This window comes from Lapillicoccus jejuensis, from assembly GCF_006715055.1.
Lineage (GTDB): Bacteria > Actinomycetota > Actinomycetes > Actinomycetales > Dermatophilaceae > Lapillicoccus > Lapillicoccus jejuensis.
This window is the reverse complement of the sequence record NZ_VFMN01000001.1, coordinates 660,138-673,648: the sequence shown is the minus strand read 5'-3', so window position 1 is coordinate 673,648 and position 13,511 is coordinate 660,138. Positions and strand designations below refer to the sequence as shown.

Genomic DNA, 13,511 nt, shown 5'->3' with positions numbered 1-13,511 from the left:
CCTTCATTGAGGCTTCTGCACGCCCGGGGTGTTGTAGAGCCCGGTGACGGGTCGCCGGACCTTCGGGGACGGCCCTTGATCGAGGCGTCTGGTAGGTGCGGGTCGAGCCCGGCGCCTGACCCTCGTCGCCGGCGCTTCGGAGCCGGTCCTTCATTGAGGCTGGGACGAGCCCAGCGGCGAGCTCCAGGCGGGCACGATTGCCGGCCCTTCGGGACCGGCCCTTCATTCAGGGGACAACTTCGTGTACCGGACGGTAGGCCGCAGCGGCGGGGTCAGCCGTTCGGATGGACCGCCCGCCGCAATGCCCGAACTTCCTTCTGACGTTGCGGACTCACCAGTTGCAGATTCCTCCTCGTCAGCAACAGTCTGACCAGGAGTTACGTAGCTTTAGCCGACTGTTGCGACGGGGCCTTGCTTCCGCGCACGTCTGCGCCGGCTGCCGAGATCGGGGCTGTCCTTTGGGTCGGATTGGTGCGGGTTCCGGAGTTGCTTGGAGTGCGCGGCAGGTCTACACCTGACTGCATCGTCAACGACATCTTGAGCACAGCCCTGAGCGAAGCCACTTTGCGCGACTTCAGCTTCCCGGGCGTGGTCAGAGTGTCCCATCGATGAAGTTCGACTTTGAGATGCCTCACCCCGCGCCTCGATCGGTTGGTGAAGTTAGGTGCGAGTGGATCGCGGCAGACCCGGTTGACGCCAGTCACCCCAGCCGTCGGCAGTGAATGCTTCATCAAGCGCTGCGTGGGCCCGAGCACGGTAGGTGGCTGGGTGCGAGTAGTGCGATCGATGATTTTGGCTCGAATAGTGAGGGAGTTTGACAATCCGCGTCTCGGGCACGATCCGCTCGCCGCCAGTAGGGTCGGCCCAGTTGTCCGGCGACTGAGTCATTATTCGTGAAAGTGAGACGCGGTGTTGGTGCAGGCCGGCATAGACTTTGGAGCCAAGGCCAACAAATACTGGGTCGTCGGAGCCCAAGCTCCTGACGAACTCTCCAAGTTTAGTCACGTCCGTCTCGGTTACAGGGACGTTGGTTGAGTTGCCTTCGACCGCATCGACAAGGTCGACCATGAGCGCACCCTCGAAGGGCGTTCCTACGAATGCTCCCGCGAGGACATGATCGTTGTGTTTCGCAGCAGTGTGAAAGTTCCCCCATTTAAGGAAGGTGTCTCCAATCTCCTTGCTGCGATTAAGTCCAACAATCACGGCGTTCACATGAACTTGACTTGCTTTTAAATCGGGTGTGGAGAGGTCGAGATCGTCAAGTGGTCGACTGAGGTCGACCTCGGGCCAGACTGCCCACGAAACGTGCGCTGCCAGGGGCTCGGTCGCTTTTAGCAAGTCCATTGACCGATTATATCGCTACGTAGTCGAACATTCGCTCATTCCGGGCCTCCACGAAACGTGGGGTCCGTCTAGAGCGATACATCTTCGTCGGGGATCCCGCAGTGCCGGCGAAGGCCGGGCCGAGCGGCGTGTCAGGATTGGCTCCGAGCGCCGGTGTCGATGTGTCGACTGATTAAGGATCACACAGCGAGTCGACGCTTGGGTCCGCGCGAAGCGACGATACCGATACCCGTCGTTAACAGGTCGCATTTGGTTCTTCTCTGGGCGCATGTGGCGTGCCGTACCGAACCGCTGATCCGCCGTCGAATTGCATCTGGGTCCTCGTCGGGTGGGGTGGTCGACCAGTCTGGCCACCGTGAACGAAGACCGCCGTAGGTCATGTTGAGGTGATTGCGCGCAGGGCGGGGCTGCGCACTGTGCCGGTCATGGCCGATGACCAGACCAGGAGGACACCGATGAAACAGCTACACGCTGGTGAGCCGCGCGTGGCGATCTACGCGCGGGTCGCGGACCCGACGAGTATCGGGTTGACACAGCAGGAGGGACGGCTGCGTTCGCGTGCGGACGAGTGCGGTTGGCACGTGAAGGACGTGTTGGCTGAGACCCGAGGGTGGGGGATCGGCGACAAGATGCTTGACGCCCTCTCCTGCTACGACCAGGTGCTTATCCAGGACCTGTCCCGCCTGAGCCGGTCGACTCAGCGGCTGGTCGCCATTCTGCGACGCCTGGAGGACGGTGGCGTCCGGGTGCTCGTCGCGGATGCGGTCGGTGCCGGTCCAATGCCATTGTCCGGCGGGGTGGCCCGTCCCCCAAGCCTCGTCGGCATCGGGGTCGCCTCCATCGGTGGGGCCGACGATGTCGCGAGCGCGGCGGCCGAGTTTGCCGTGCTCAACATGCTGCTGGCGACCGCAGCCGGTCACCCGACCAAGGGTGGTCGGCGATGAGCGCGCGCAGGTTTGTGCCGATCGCGGACTGGGTCCGTGTGTACGGGCGTCCGATGCGGGTGGCGATCTTGGAGCGGCGAAGCAAGGACGACCCGGACACCAAGAGTCTGCAGGTGCAGCACGACACGTGCCTGCGCTGGCTGAACTCGTTGCCAGCGGGGAGCTGGTCGTGTGACCTGCGGCTGGCGGAGGACGGCGGCGACGTCTACCGGCAGATCGTCTCGGCGTGGCGGGGGAAGGGGAATCACCGTCTGCTGCGGCAGATCATGGCGCGGCTGACTGAGTACGACGTCGTCGTCGTCTACCGGATCGACCGTTTCGGCCGCAACGTCGTGACCGTCCTGACCACGCTCGATCAGATGCGTGAGGCGGGGGTGCGGCTGTATAGCGTCGAGGAGAACCTCGACACGGCCGACCCCTCCCAGCAGTTCAACAGCCAGCTGTTCGCGATGCTCGCGCAGCACTCCTCGGACCTGCTCGGGACTGCTGACGGTTTGGTTGACATCTGATCTGTGGCGACATCGGTCGCCGCTGGAAGGATGTCGAGCATGCCTGCTGCACACCCCAAGGAGTTCCGCGACGACGTCGTCGCGGTCGCTCGCCGCGGTGACGCCCCGATCGCCGAAGTCGCCAAGGACTTCGGGATCAGCGAATCCTGCCTACGCAATTGGCTGAAGACCGCGGACGTCGAGGACGGTGTCCGTCCGGGCATGACCCGGCAGGATTCTGACGAGCTGCGCGAGCTCAAACGTCGAAACCGGTTGCTCGAACAGGAGAACGAGGTTCTGCGCCGAGCGGCGGCCTACCTCTCCCAAGCGAACCTGAGGCTGGGTCACCACCCAAAATGAGGTACCCGCTGGTCCTTGATCTCGCTGCTGACGGGATCCCCGTAGCGGTGACCTGCCGGGTTCGGAAGTTCTCGCGTCAAGCCTTCTATGCCTGGTGCCGGGCACCGGTCAGCGATCACGATCTCGTCGACGCCTACGCCACGAACGCCGCGTTCGACGTCCACGCCGACGACCCCGGCTTTGGGTACCGCTTCATCGCGGATGAGCTCGACGACGCCGGGCACGCCGTCTCGGAGCGGCGGGTGTGGCGGCTGTGCTCGCAGGCCGGAATCGTCTCCCTCCACGCCCGCAAACGGGGAAAGTCCCGCCGGCCAGGGCCACCGGTGCACGACGACCTCGTCGAACGTGACTTCACCGCCGAGCACCCCAACCGGTTGTGGCTGACCGACATCACCGAGCACTCCACCCGTGAGGGCAAGCTCTACCTGTGCGCGGTCAAGGACGCCTGGTCGCGCCGGATCGTCGGCTATGCCATCGACGACCGGATGACCTCCCACCTCGCCGTCGACGCCCTGACCATGGCCGTCACCCGCCGCGGCGGGGACCAGGCCGTGGCCGGCTGCGTGGTCCACAGCGACCGAGGGTCCCAATTCCGGTCGCGGCGATTCGTCCACGAACTCGAGCGTCGTCACCTGCTCGGGTCGATGGGACGCGTCGCCTCCAGCGCCGACAACGCCGCGATGGAGAGCTTCTTCGCGCTCCTACAGAAGAACGTCCTCGACAGCCGCCGCTGGACCACCCGCCATGAGCTACGCCTGGCGATCGTCACCTGGATCGAGAGGACCTACCACCGCCGACGTCGACAACGCCCCCTCGGCAAGCTCACGCCCATCGAGTTTGAGACCATCTACGCAGCCGCTCACGCGGCCTGAACCACCACACCCCGAGTGTCAACCGGATCGTCAGCAGTCCCCCCCGCGGTGTGCAAGAAGCTCGTGGTGTCGGAGCAGACGCTCTATCGGTGGCAGATGAAGTACGGCGCATTGAAGGAGGACGAGGCGCACCGGCTGCGGGCGCTGGAGCAGTAGAACGCCCGGCTGAAACGCGTCGTCGTCGCGGAGCAGGCCCTGGACATCTCGATGCTCAAGGACCTGCAACGGGGAAACTTCTGAGCCCGGCTCGCCGCCGGGCCGCAGTGGGCTATCTCCGTCGCTGGCACGGCGTTTCGGAACGACGAGCCTGCACCGTGGAGGGGCAGCACCGCTCGACGCAGCGGTACGCCGTCGGCCCGTGCTCGCCAACGGGACTTCGAGGACCGGCTCGTCAAGGCGATGCACGCGCAGGCGCAGGCGCACCCTTGGTGGGGTTACCGCAAGATCCACCGGCTCCTGGTCGACGACGGCTGGGCCGTCAACGTCAAACGGATCGAGCGGCTGTGGCGGGCCGAGGGATTGAAAGTCCCGCCTGCTGATGACACGGCGTCGAAACCGCCCCAACTGCAGAGGGATCGGCCAGGCAGGTAACAGTGCCTGGGCCAGACCGGCGCTGCGGCCGGGTCACATCTGGTCCTACGACTTCGTCTCGCTACGCACCGAGGACGGCCGCTCTTTGCGGGTGCTGAATGTCGTCGACGAGTACACGCGGATGGCGGTCGGGTTCGACGTCGCCCGTTCCATCGGGAACCGCCGGGTCCGGCAGGTCATGGAACGGCTGCTGGCCGAGCAGCGGTCCTCCGGGCGCCTCGACCGCAGCGGGGCGCCGGCGCTGATCCGCAGCGACAACGGCAAGGAGTTCACCTCCTCCGAGTTGGTCATCTGGCTCGCGACGCAGGGCATCGCGGCGGTCCAGGTCGCAAAGGCCGCCCGCAGCAGAACTGCTACGTCGAACGGTTCAACGGGATCATGCGCGACGAGCTCCTCAGCGGCGAGCTCTTACTCCGTCCTTGAGAGCAAGGTCGTCATCGGCCGCTGGATCGATCTGTACAACAACGAGCGCCCGCACCGCGGACTGGGCATGATGACCCCAGCGGCCTTCGACCGGGCCGAACGTGCCCGATGCCGCGACGAGGATGGTGGGTGTCCATGAGAGGGACAACCACCATCCGTCCTGGACCAGTCCATCGAGCCACGCGCCGACCGCCCGGCCGGCTCGACTCTCACTCGAGACGGACCGACCGCAGGGGGCTGGTCAGCGTCATCAGCTCGTTGCATGAGCTCGCGAACGCCGGGCAAGACGACGCACTCTGCGCCACAGATAGAGCGCCGAGAGGCTGAGAGCTCCAAAGGCGGCGACCTGCACGAGGTCGACCCTGTTCCCGGTCACCACTTCGTGGACGAGGGAGGCCACGGCGAGTCCGGCGTACACGAGCCCCGCCACGGCGAGGGTGCGGCGTTGCCGCGTCCTCTTCGCCGCGGCCTCCGCGGCCTCCGCCCCGAAGTCGGCGGCGAACCGGCGACGTCCGGCCAGGCTGCGACGGGTCACCATCATCAGCGTCACGCCCAGCACGACGAAGACGGCACCCATGACCGTGTACGTGCTCGGGTCGTCACCCAGCCCGATGAGCCCGACGACGAGGTAGAAGGAGCCCTGGGCGAGGAACAGAGGGCCGATGATGAGCCGGAACGGGCTGCGTGGCGTCCCAGCGCCAGCCCGATCCCCCGTCATGCGCGGACCGTACCCGTTTCCGTCGCGATCACCGACCCGAGACCTCGCCCGCGCCGACTGCTGGACTGTCCCCGGCTGAGGGCGCGCCCATCGACGGCGTGGGAGCGCAGGAGCCCTTGTCGCCAGGGCTCCTGATGCTGCACAGCCTGGACGCGAACGTAGGGCCGTCGCCGCGACGGCGGTCCCTGCCCCATCCGGGACGTCGACAGCTGCGGCCGTCGACAGCGGCGACGGCTGGTCGGCTCTGGTTCGACCAACGCGGGACCTCACCCGACCTCGGTCGCCCGCTGATCCTGCGACGGTCGTTGAGGCGGCAGCTGCCCACCTTCGCTGCGATCGCTGCGTTCCTGGCGGCCTACGTCGTCGCTGGAGCGCTCGGGGCCATCCGCCCGTGGCTCGTGTGGGTCGGGGTCGTTGACTTCGTAGGTGTCCTCCTCGTCGGCCTGTTCAGCGCCGTGAAAGCCGCCCGTGCTTCGCCGGCGCTGACGGCTCCGTGACCCGGGGGAACGGTAACTCCCTACGGGCTCCTTGTTCACTCTTGCTGAGGGCGGGGGTTATCCAAACGCTTCAACCTCCGCGATGTGCAGGTAATCACTGCCGTTAAGCTGGACCAGTACGTATCGCCCTTGGGTGGACCCGGGAAGAGTCACGTCGGTGGGTGAAATCATCTGGCCGGTCTGGTGGCTGGACCACACTCCGGGCACCCGTGCCTGCTGCGCGGGGGAGAGGCTGGTGTCGAACGGGGTGTTGGAGACGAACACCCAGTAGTCGGTCGTGCGGGTCGAGCAGCAGTCGGTCCGGTTCCAGACGCGGATGTCGGACAGGCTCTGGCTGGAGCCGAGGTCGACCTGCCACCAAGGGTTGGCCTGGTACTGCGTGTGCGTCACGGAATTATCGTTGAAGTTGCCGCTCGTGTTGCCGTCGACCGCACGTGAGGGATCCCCTCCCCAGCCTGTTGAGGACTGGGTCGCGGTCTTGTTCATCGCCAGATCGGCCGAGAACGACTGCGGTGCCGCCTTGAGGGTGGTGACGAAGGAGTAGGTGCCGATCCAGCCGGCCCGCTCCACATCGATGCGGTAGTCACCCGGGTCCAACGAGAACACCCGGTGCCCGTCCACCGGCCCGTAGTCCTTGCCGTCGGCCAGCCGGATCAGGTGCGAGAACCCCAACCCCGGCTGGCTCTCATAGCCCGAGTCGAACACCACGCTCTGACCACCCGCCGGCACGGTGAAGGTGTAGGAGTCCTTCGACGTTGAGGTCTCCAAGGCACCCGCCCCGTCAGCGGCGACACCACCGATCTTGCCCGGCTCCACCAACTGACCGACCTGGTACGAGAACGACTGCGGTGCCGCCTTGAGGGTGGTGACGAAGGAGTAGGTGCCGATCCAGCCGGCCCGCTCCACATCGATGCGGTAGTCACCCGGGTCCAACGAGAACACCCGGTGCCCGTCCACCGGCCCGTAGTCCTTGCCGTCGGCCAGCCGGATCAGGTGCGAGAACCCCAACCCCGGCTGGCTCTCATAGCCCGAGTCGAACACCACCGTCTGCGGGGTCGGGTCCGCCTGACCCCCCTGACCCGACGGAGCTCCACCGGCCACGGTGAAGGTGTAGGAGTCCTTCGACGTTGAGGTCTCCAAGGCACCCGCCCCGTCAGCGGCGACACCACCGATCTTGCCCGGCTCCACCAACTGACCGACCTGGTACGAGAACGACTGCGGTGCCGCCTTGAGGGTGGTGACGAAGGAGTAGGTGCCGATCCAGCCGGCCCGCTCCACATCGATGCGGTAGTCACCCGGGTCCAACGAGAACACCCGGTGCCCGTCCACCGGCCCGTAGTCCTTGCCGTCGGCCAGCCGGATCAGGTGCGAGAACCCCAACCCCGGCTGGCTCTCATAGCCCGAGTCGAACACCACGCTCTGACCACCCGCCGGCACGGTGAAGGTGTAGGAGTCCTTCGACGTTGAGGTCTCCAAGGCACCCGCCCCGTCAGCGGCGACACCACCGATCTTGCCCGGCTCCACCAACTGACCGACCTGGTACGAGAACGACTGCGGTGCCGCCTTGAGGGTGGTGACGAAGGAGTAGGTGCCGATCCAGCCGGCCCGCTCCACATCGATGCGGTAGTCACCCGGGTCCAACGAGAACACCCGGTGCCCGTCCACCGGCCCGTAGTCCTTGCCGTCGGCCAGCCGGATCAGGTGCGAGAACCCCAACCCCGGCTGGCTCTCATAGCCCGAGTCGAACACCACGCTCTGACCACCCGCCGGCACGGTGAAGGTGTAGGAGTCCTTCGACGTTGAGGTCTCCAAGGCACCCGCCCCGTCAGCGGCGACACCACCGATCTTGCCCGGCTCCACCAACTGACCGACCTGGTACGAGAACGACTGCGGTGCCGCCTTGAGGGTGGTGACGAAGGAGTAGGTGCCGATCCAGCCGGCCCGCTCCACATCGATGCGGTAGTCACCCGGGTCCAACGAGAACACCCGGTGCCCGTCCACCGGCCCGTAGTCCTTGCCGTCGGCCAGCCGGATCAGGTGCGAGAACCCCAACCCCGGCTGGCTCTCATAGCCCGAGTCGAACACCACGCTCTGACCACCCGCCGGCACGGTGAAGGTGTAGGAGTCCTTCGACGTTGAGGTCTCCAAGGCACCCGCCCCGTCAGCGGCGACACCACCGATCTTGCCCGGCTCCACCAACTGACCGACCTGGTACGAGAACGACTGCGGCGCCGGCCAGAGGTAGGCCTTGAGTGAGTAGGTGAAGGTCCGGCCGAGGCCGGCGACAGCGAGGTGGTAGCTGCCGGGGCTGAGCGTGGCGAAGGTTTGGGTGCCGCAACCGCCGTGGCCGGCCCCGGAGAAGACCTGCCCTGTCGCGTCCGACACGAGGTGCAGGTACGGCGCGACGTCACAGGAGGTGTCGACGACGAGTCCGCGGGTGGCGTCGTCGGTGCCGAGGTTGAAGCGGTAGTCGTCCTCAGCGCCCCCGGTCTCGATGCGGCCGGCCCCCGGGGCTGGCACGTCCGGTTGCACCGTCGCCGGCAGGGTGACGTCCATGACCTGAGCCGGGGGAGCGGTGACGTGGAAGCTGAGGTCGCTGACGCCGAGACCGGAGCTGGTGACGCCGTGGATCCCGATGGTCTGAAGGGAGAAGCGCAGGCTGGTCGCGGTGTGCGCTAGCGCTGCCGTGATCTTGTAGACGTGGTCGGTCTGCCCGTTGGGCAGGGTCTGTACCGAGTTGAACTGCGCCGTGACCTGCGCCCCTTGCGCTCCAGACCCGCTGGCAGGCCCGGCAGCGTCGGCGGAGGTGTCGTGGAAGGTCACCGTCCCCGCGGGCTGGTCCCCAACAGTCAACGTCATCGACTGCGGCGTCGAAGCGTCGGTGAGCGCTCCGATGAGGTGGGCCGTGAACCCTACTGTCAGGGCGTCGTGTCGGGGAACGTTGACGAGCGCGACGTTGTACGGGGCGTCATCGAAGAAGGGCCCGGCGATACGACCGCCACCCGAGCCACCCGAGCCACCACTACCGGCCGCGGCGGGGGTGAGGTAGGTGTTGGCGGCCAGCGCGGCGGGGACGGGCGCCTGGAAGTCCTCGCTGAGGGTGCCGTTGGCGTCGAACGTGGGCTGGTTGCCATCGGTGACGGACTCGGGCACGGCGGCGGCGGCCTTGACGAAGGAGGCGTCACCGGTGGTGGCAAGGTCGTAGACGCAGCTTTCGAGCGCTGACGGCGAGGTGACACCGTTGGTGCGGCACTGTTGCGTCGCGGCGCTGACCACGGACTGGCTGAAGTCGGCCAGTTTCTTGACGTTGGCCGGGAACTTGACGTTGGTGTAGGTGCTCGTTGACGCCCCGCCCGGGTACGTGAACGCGCTCTCGGCGTCGGTGATGCGCCACGAGTCCGCGTAGTCCGCGTAGAACGAGTGCGACGGCGTGTCCCTGGAGAACTGCTCACCCGAGGCCGAGACCATGTCGTTCGAGGGGTCACCGTCGTGGTTGCCCAGTAACCCCTTGGTGGCCACACCATCCATCGGCTTGATCCCGAACGTGTTTCCGGACCAGCGCATGATCAGGCCGGGGTCGCTCGAGACCACGGTGACCGTGTCCCCAGACTTGATGACCAGAAGGCCGTCGTCCAAGGATTCGATGCCGTCCGAGGCCAGGTCGCTGCTGTAGCCGTCGATGAGCACTGTGCCGCCCGGCTGGATCTCCACCGTTTGGTCGTGCGAGCGGATGGCGATGCCGCCAAGAACGGAGATGGAGTCACTCCCGGCCATGGGCACGTACCGCGCCTGCACATCGAGGGAGCCGTTTCCCGCTTCGAGCAGGTGGTACTCGCCGACCCCTTGAAGGTCGTACGGGAGCCCGTCGAGTGTGATGAGGTGCGGGTCACCAAACACGTTTGGGTTGATCGCGCAGGAACCCGCAATCCCCAGAGTCACTCCCGCTGCGACGACTGCAACGGGTATTGCTGCGGCGGCCGCGGCACCCCCTGCCTCTGCTGTGATGACTCCGCCAGCGGTAACCGTTTCCGTTCCAGCCGCTATCCCCTCGAGCGTCGCTCCGACAGGCAAGGTACTCGCCGCCGCAATACCTAGGCTTTCAGAAGCATAGGACGTCGATTCCGCAATGACATCCTCAGCGTGCGCGGCGCCATTCACGACAAGCCCGCCAGCGTTCCGCATGCAGTCCGCCCACGACGGGTGGTTACCGATGTCGGTTGGCTCCGGTTTACGCAAACCGTCTGACTGACGCTTCACGATCGGCGGCCCCGGAGGCTGGTTACTGGGGTTACAGACCCGAGTCTCGTCCTGGTAGTCGATCATCAGGACGCCCTTACCGTCCTTGTTCACCGAAGGATCGTCACCCACAGGGTGCACGACGTAGTTGGTTGACTCCTCGACCAAGCTCCCGTTATGCCCGCACGCCACGGTGACAATCCGGAAGTTGTCAAGGTAGTTAAACCATGGATTTGCGGCCGCGAAAAAGTCCGCGGGTACCGCGGGGACCTGGTAGTTCTTCAATTGCCGCACATAGGCACTCACCTGCCGCTGCGCAGCCTCAAAACCATCGCCGGCCGGAGGAGCGGCCTTAAGTTCAACGACTGAAACTTCACCATACTTAACAGCCGCGTTATACAGGACAACATCGAGGCGAAAGTCGTAAAGCTTGGTGTCTTCTGGCTTTCTCGGCGTGATACTGTCACGAATACGAACTTCCCATTGAATATTGGGCGTGACTCCACCCACAGTCGGCGCCGACAGCCCCGCAGGCACGGACCCATGTACCCCGAGACGGTTCATGCGGTTAATGAACCGGGCCTGGGCGATTGCCTCCGGGTACCTCTTGTCTTCCGAGTCACCACCGTAGCATTCGTTCGATTTATACGACACGCCCAGGGTTACGCCCATGATGTTCAAGAGGCAGTCTTGCTGCAAGCGTCCACGCGTTCCAGCAACATGGCCAGCAACACAAGTGCCGGCAGATGCGCTCTGTCGAGCCGTGGTCGACAACAGGGTATTACCCTCTGTACAAATCTCGCTGAGATCCGCACTGGGGAGCGCGAACGCTGGCTGCTGAATCGCAAGGCTCGCGACCAATGCAATCAACGCGAGAAGCGCAGTCCATGTCGCGCGAGTCCTGAACGTCATCCGGGCCCCCTGATCACGCACCTGATCCAGTCCAGGTGCTAGCGCCTGAAACATGACATAATGGACAAACAGTGTCAAGAGGTGGACAAGGCCTTGGGAGGATGAGGTTGTGGACGTGGTTGTCGACTGGGACGAGCTGGCGCGGAGGCGTGGGCGGGTAGCCAAGCGGATTGTCGGGGACGCGATCGATGTGGTGATCACCGGAGAAATCGACGGGGCGCCGGCCCCGTCGCTGACACGAGCGGTTCGTGAGGTCATCCTCGACGCCGGCCTCGTCGGTCAAGGGGAGGGGTCGGCGATCTGGCCCACGAGGGCCCTGCACATCACGTCCGAGGGTTTGTCGGTATGGCTGGACACACCCTGGCGCGAGCGACTCGAACGGATCGTCCAGGCCCTCACCGATGCCCCACAGCTCGCCAACGTCGGGGGCCGGCTGGTGGTGTCGATGCAGGCGGCGAGGTTCCCCGAGGACGGGTTTCATCGGCTACCCAGCACGCCGGCCCTCGTCCTGGCGCTTCCTATGACGTCGACCCTCGCCGAGGGACCCCGCAACGAATGGGGCGCCCCCCTCATGACGTGGCGCGCCTCGGACGCCATGACCGAGAAGGTCACGGCCGCCGCCACCGAGTTCGTCTTCGACCCCGCCTGGGGTGCCCCCACCCCCGAGCAGATCCTTGCCACGCCGTTCGGTGCCATGCTGCTGGAGGACTTCCGCGCTACCCGCGTCCTGCGGGCCGATGCCCCCGCGGCGCTGCGGGAGGCTCTGGAGCTGTTGAGCATCCACTTGGTCGAGCTGCGCACCAGCACGCACTCCGCCAGCACGATCAACGACGCCCCCGACGCCTGCGCCAGCGGCGTCGCGTTCCGAGCGGGAGGCATCTGCAGCTGGGTCCATCACGGACCAGCGACCGCGGCCGCCAAGATCCAGTGCCTTCTCGCCGTCGCCGCCAGGTTCGCGCCCGACCTCGACGGCGGGGCGATCTACCCCGGCACCGCGTTCAACTCTGCCATCAACGGCGCCGAAGACTGGGACGGATGGCTCAACCGCGACGCCCTCCGAGACCAGGTCCCTGAGGTCAGCCCCTACCTCATCGTCACCGACCGACACCTCGCCCGCGCCGGCACCCTCGACGGCTGGACCGTCACCCCCTTTGCCACTGGCCTGTCGCTACTTGCCCTCGACCTCGAGCCGGGCCACCTCGAACGCCTCGCCTCCGACCGCCGCGCCTTCTACTACTGGCGGATGATCGACCCCTACCAGGGACCGACACCCGACTACCTCGCTGCCAGAGAAGCCCTCGGGGACATGCTCTACCAACCTCCGACCGAGCCGACCGTCTCGCCCGTCATGCCGCTCACTCAACTCCTCCAGGGGGAGAACCCTGCAGGGGTTCAATCGCTTCCCCCGACAGGCCAGACACGGGCTCAGTGAGACTCCACGAACTCCAGAACCTCGAGCGGACCCCGACCGGGCCAGCATTCATCGACACTACCGCGACCCGCTACCGGCGCGGACACCGGCGCATCAAGGACGAACGGGACACCGGCACCGCCGTCGAGTACGGCCCTCGACGAGGTCGCGCCGGCGCGCATCCGGCCTGTCGCCGGTCAGCTGTCCTCGGCCCTTTGGGGTCGGCCCTTCATTGAGGCGGGAAGATGTTGGCTCTGTCGTGTAGTGCAACTAACGTCGCCGGCCCCCGGGGGTCGGCCCTTCATTGAGGCTTGCAGTCGCACGGCCTGCTGTCGCCCTCGCGAGTGGTCGCTGGCCCCTAGGGGCCGGCCCTTTATTGAGGCGTGATCGGCGCGTGCAAACGCAACGCGATAGAGGGGCGCTTGCCCTCCAGGTCCGCCCGTTCATTGAGGCGTCGTCTCGGACCAGGAGGACCAGCTGGCATGAGGTTGCAGGCCCTTCACTGAGGCGTCTTCATGACCCTCGACTCGTCCCGGGCTGGTGGTCGCCGGCCCATTGGGGTGGGCCCTTCCTTGGGGCCGGTCCTGGTAGATGACGGCGAGCCAGGCCGACGCTGTGCGTCGCAGGCCCTTCGGGGCCGGCCCGTCGTTTAGGCACGATGGGGAGTTTCACGCGCGGACGTTTTGCCGGGTCGCCTGCCCTCTGGGGCAGGCCC

Annotated in this window: 9 protein-coding genes and 3 pseudogenes; 9 read left to right on the top strand and 3 right to left on the bottom strand. The window is 66.0% G+C overall.

What is annotated here, in order from left to right:
• Positions 1 to 660: 660 nt before the first annotated feature.
• Positions 661 to 1,344, bottom strand: a complete 684-nt coding sequence (locus FB458_RS03250) for a hypothetical protein (RefSeq protein ID WP_141846730.1) — start codon at positions 1,342 to 1,344, stop codon at positions 661 to 663.
• A 425-nt stretch (positions 1,345 to 1,769) separates the two neighbouring features.
• On the opposite strand from FB458_RS03250, the gene FB458_RS03245 reads away from it, so the two are divergent.
• From FB458_RS03245 to FB458_RS22215, 8 genes and pseudogenes are all read left to right on the top strand, one after another.
• Positions 1,770 to 2,288, top strand: coding sequence for a recombinase family protein (locus tag FB458_RS03245; RefSeq protein WP_141846728.1), 519 nt, complete (start codon positions 1,770 to 1,772; stop codon positions 2,286 to 2,288).
• Positions 2,285 to 2,797 carry a recombinase family protein gene (locus FB458_RS03240; protein WP_141846726.1) on the top strand — a complete coding sequence of 171 codons (513 nt, stop codon included), beginning with the start codon at positions 2,285 to 2,287 and terminating at the stop codon, positions 2,795 to 2,797. Before FB458_RS03245 ends, FB458_RS03240 begins: the two co-directional genes overlap by 4 nt.
• Positions 2,798 to 2,836: 39 nt before the next feature.
• Positions 2,837 to 4,008: pseudogene (locus tag FB458_RS03235) on the top strand (IS3 family transposase).
• A gap of 15 nt (positions 4,009 to 4,023) precedes the next feature.
• Positions 4,024 to 4,164 carry a transposase gene (locus FB458_RS22300; protein ID WP_484177333.1) on the top strand — a complete coding sequence of 47 codons (141 nt, stop codon included), beginning with the start codon at positions 4,024 to 4,026 and terminating at the stop codon, positions 4,162 to 4,164.
• Positions 4,165 to 4,278: 114 nt separating this feature from the next.
• The gene (locus tag FB458_RS22230) at positions 4,279 to 4,599 is read left to right on the top strand and encodes an IS3 family transposase (RefSeq protein ID WP_425460872.1); all 321 of its coding nucleotides are present in this window, start codon (positions 4,279 to 4,281) and stop codon (positions 4,597 to 4,599) included.
• Positions 4,547 to 4,903, top strand: a pseudogene (locus FB458_RS22225) (DDE-type integrase/transposase/recombinase); the annotation flags it as partial. The gene FB458_RS22230 and the pseudogene FB458_RS22225, both read left to right, overlap by 53 nt.
• Positions 4,891 to 5,022, top strand: coding sequence for an integrase core domain-containing protein (locus tag FB458_RS22220; protein ID WP_425460871.1), 132 nt, complete (start codon positions 4,891 to 4,893; stop codon positions 5,020 to 5,022). The pseudogene FB458_RS22225 and the gene FB458_RS22220, both read left to right, overlap by 13 nt.
• Positions 5,018 to 5,161, top strand: a pseudogene (locus FB458_RS22215) (integrase core domain-containing protein); the annotation flags it as partial. The gene FB458_RS22220 and the pseudogene FB458_RS22215, both read left to right, overlap by 5 nt.
• Positions 5,162 to 5,272: 111 nt before the next feature.
• Here the strand turns inward: FB458_RS22215 and FB458_RS03220 are convergent.
• Together FB458_RS03220 and FB458_RS03215 are read right to left on the bottom strand one after the other, a co-directional pair.
• Complete coding sequence (locus FB458_RS03220; protein WP_141846720.1) at positions 5,273 to 5,740, bottom strand: hypothetical protein; 468 nt, start codon at positions 5,738 to 5,740, stop codon at positions 5,273 to 5,275.
• A gap of 554 nt (positions 5,741 to 6,294) precedes the next feature.
• Positions 6,295 to 11,145 (bottom strand): galactose-binding domain-containing protein, encoded by a 4,851-nt coding sequence (locus tag FB458_RS03215; protein ID WP_246061472.1) that lies wholly within the window; start codon positions 11,143 to 11,145, stop codon positions 6,295 to 6,297.
• Positions 11,146 to 11,494: 349 nt separating this feature from the next.
• On the opposite strand from FB458_RS03215, the gene FB458_RS03210 reads away from it, so the two are divergent.
• The gene (locus FB458_RS03210) at positions 11,495 to 12,817 is read left to right on the top strand and encodes a hypothetical protein (RefSeq protein ID WP_170185555.1); all 1,323 of its coding nucleotides are present in this window, start codon (positions 11,495 to 11,497) and stop codon (positions 12,815 to 12,817) included.
• Positions 12,818 to 13,511 lie beyond the last annotated feature (694 nt).

Coding starts and splice junctions, on each gene's coding strand:
- FB458_RS03250 (WP_141846730.1), bottom strand. CDS start 1,344: ATGGACTTGCTAAAAGCGACCGAGCCCCTGGCAGCGCACGTTTCGTGG.
- FB458_RS03245 (WP_141846728.1), top strand. CDS start 1,770: ATGGCCGATGACCAGACCAGGAGGACACCGATGAAACAGCTACACGCT.
- FB458_RS03240 (WP_141846726.1), top strand. CDS start 2,285: ATGAGCGCGCGCAGGTTTGTGCCGATCGCGGACTGGGTCCGTGTGTAC.
- FB458_RS03220 (WP_141846720.1), bottom strand. CDS start 5,740: ATGACGGGGGATCGGGCTGGCGCTGGGACGCCACGCAGCCCGTTCCGG.
- FB458_RS03215 (WP_246061472.1), bottom strand. CDS start 11,145: ATGGGCGTAACCCTGGGCGTGTCGTATAAATCGAACGAATGCTACGGT.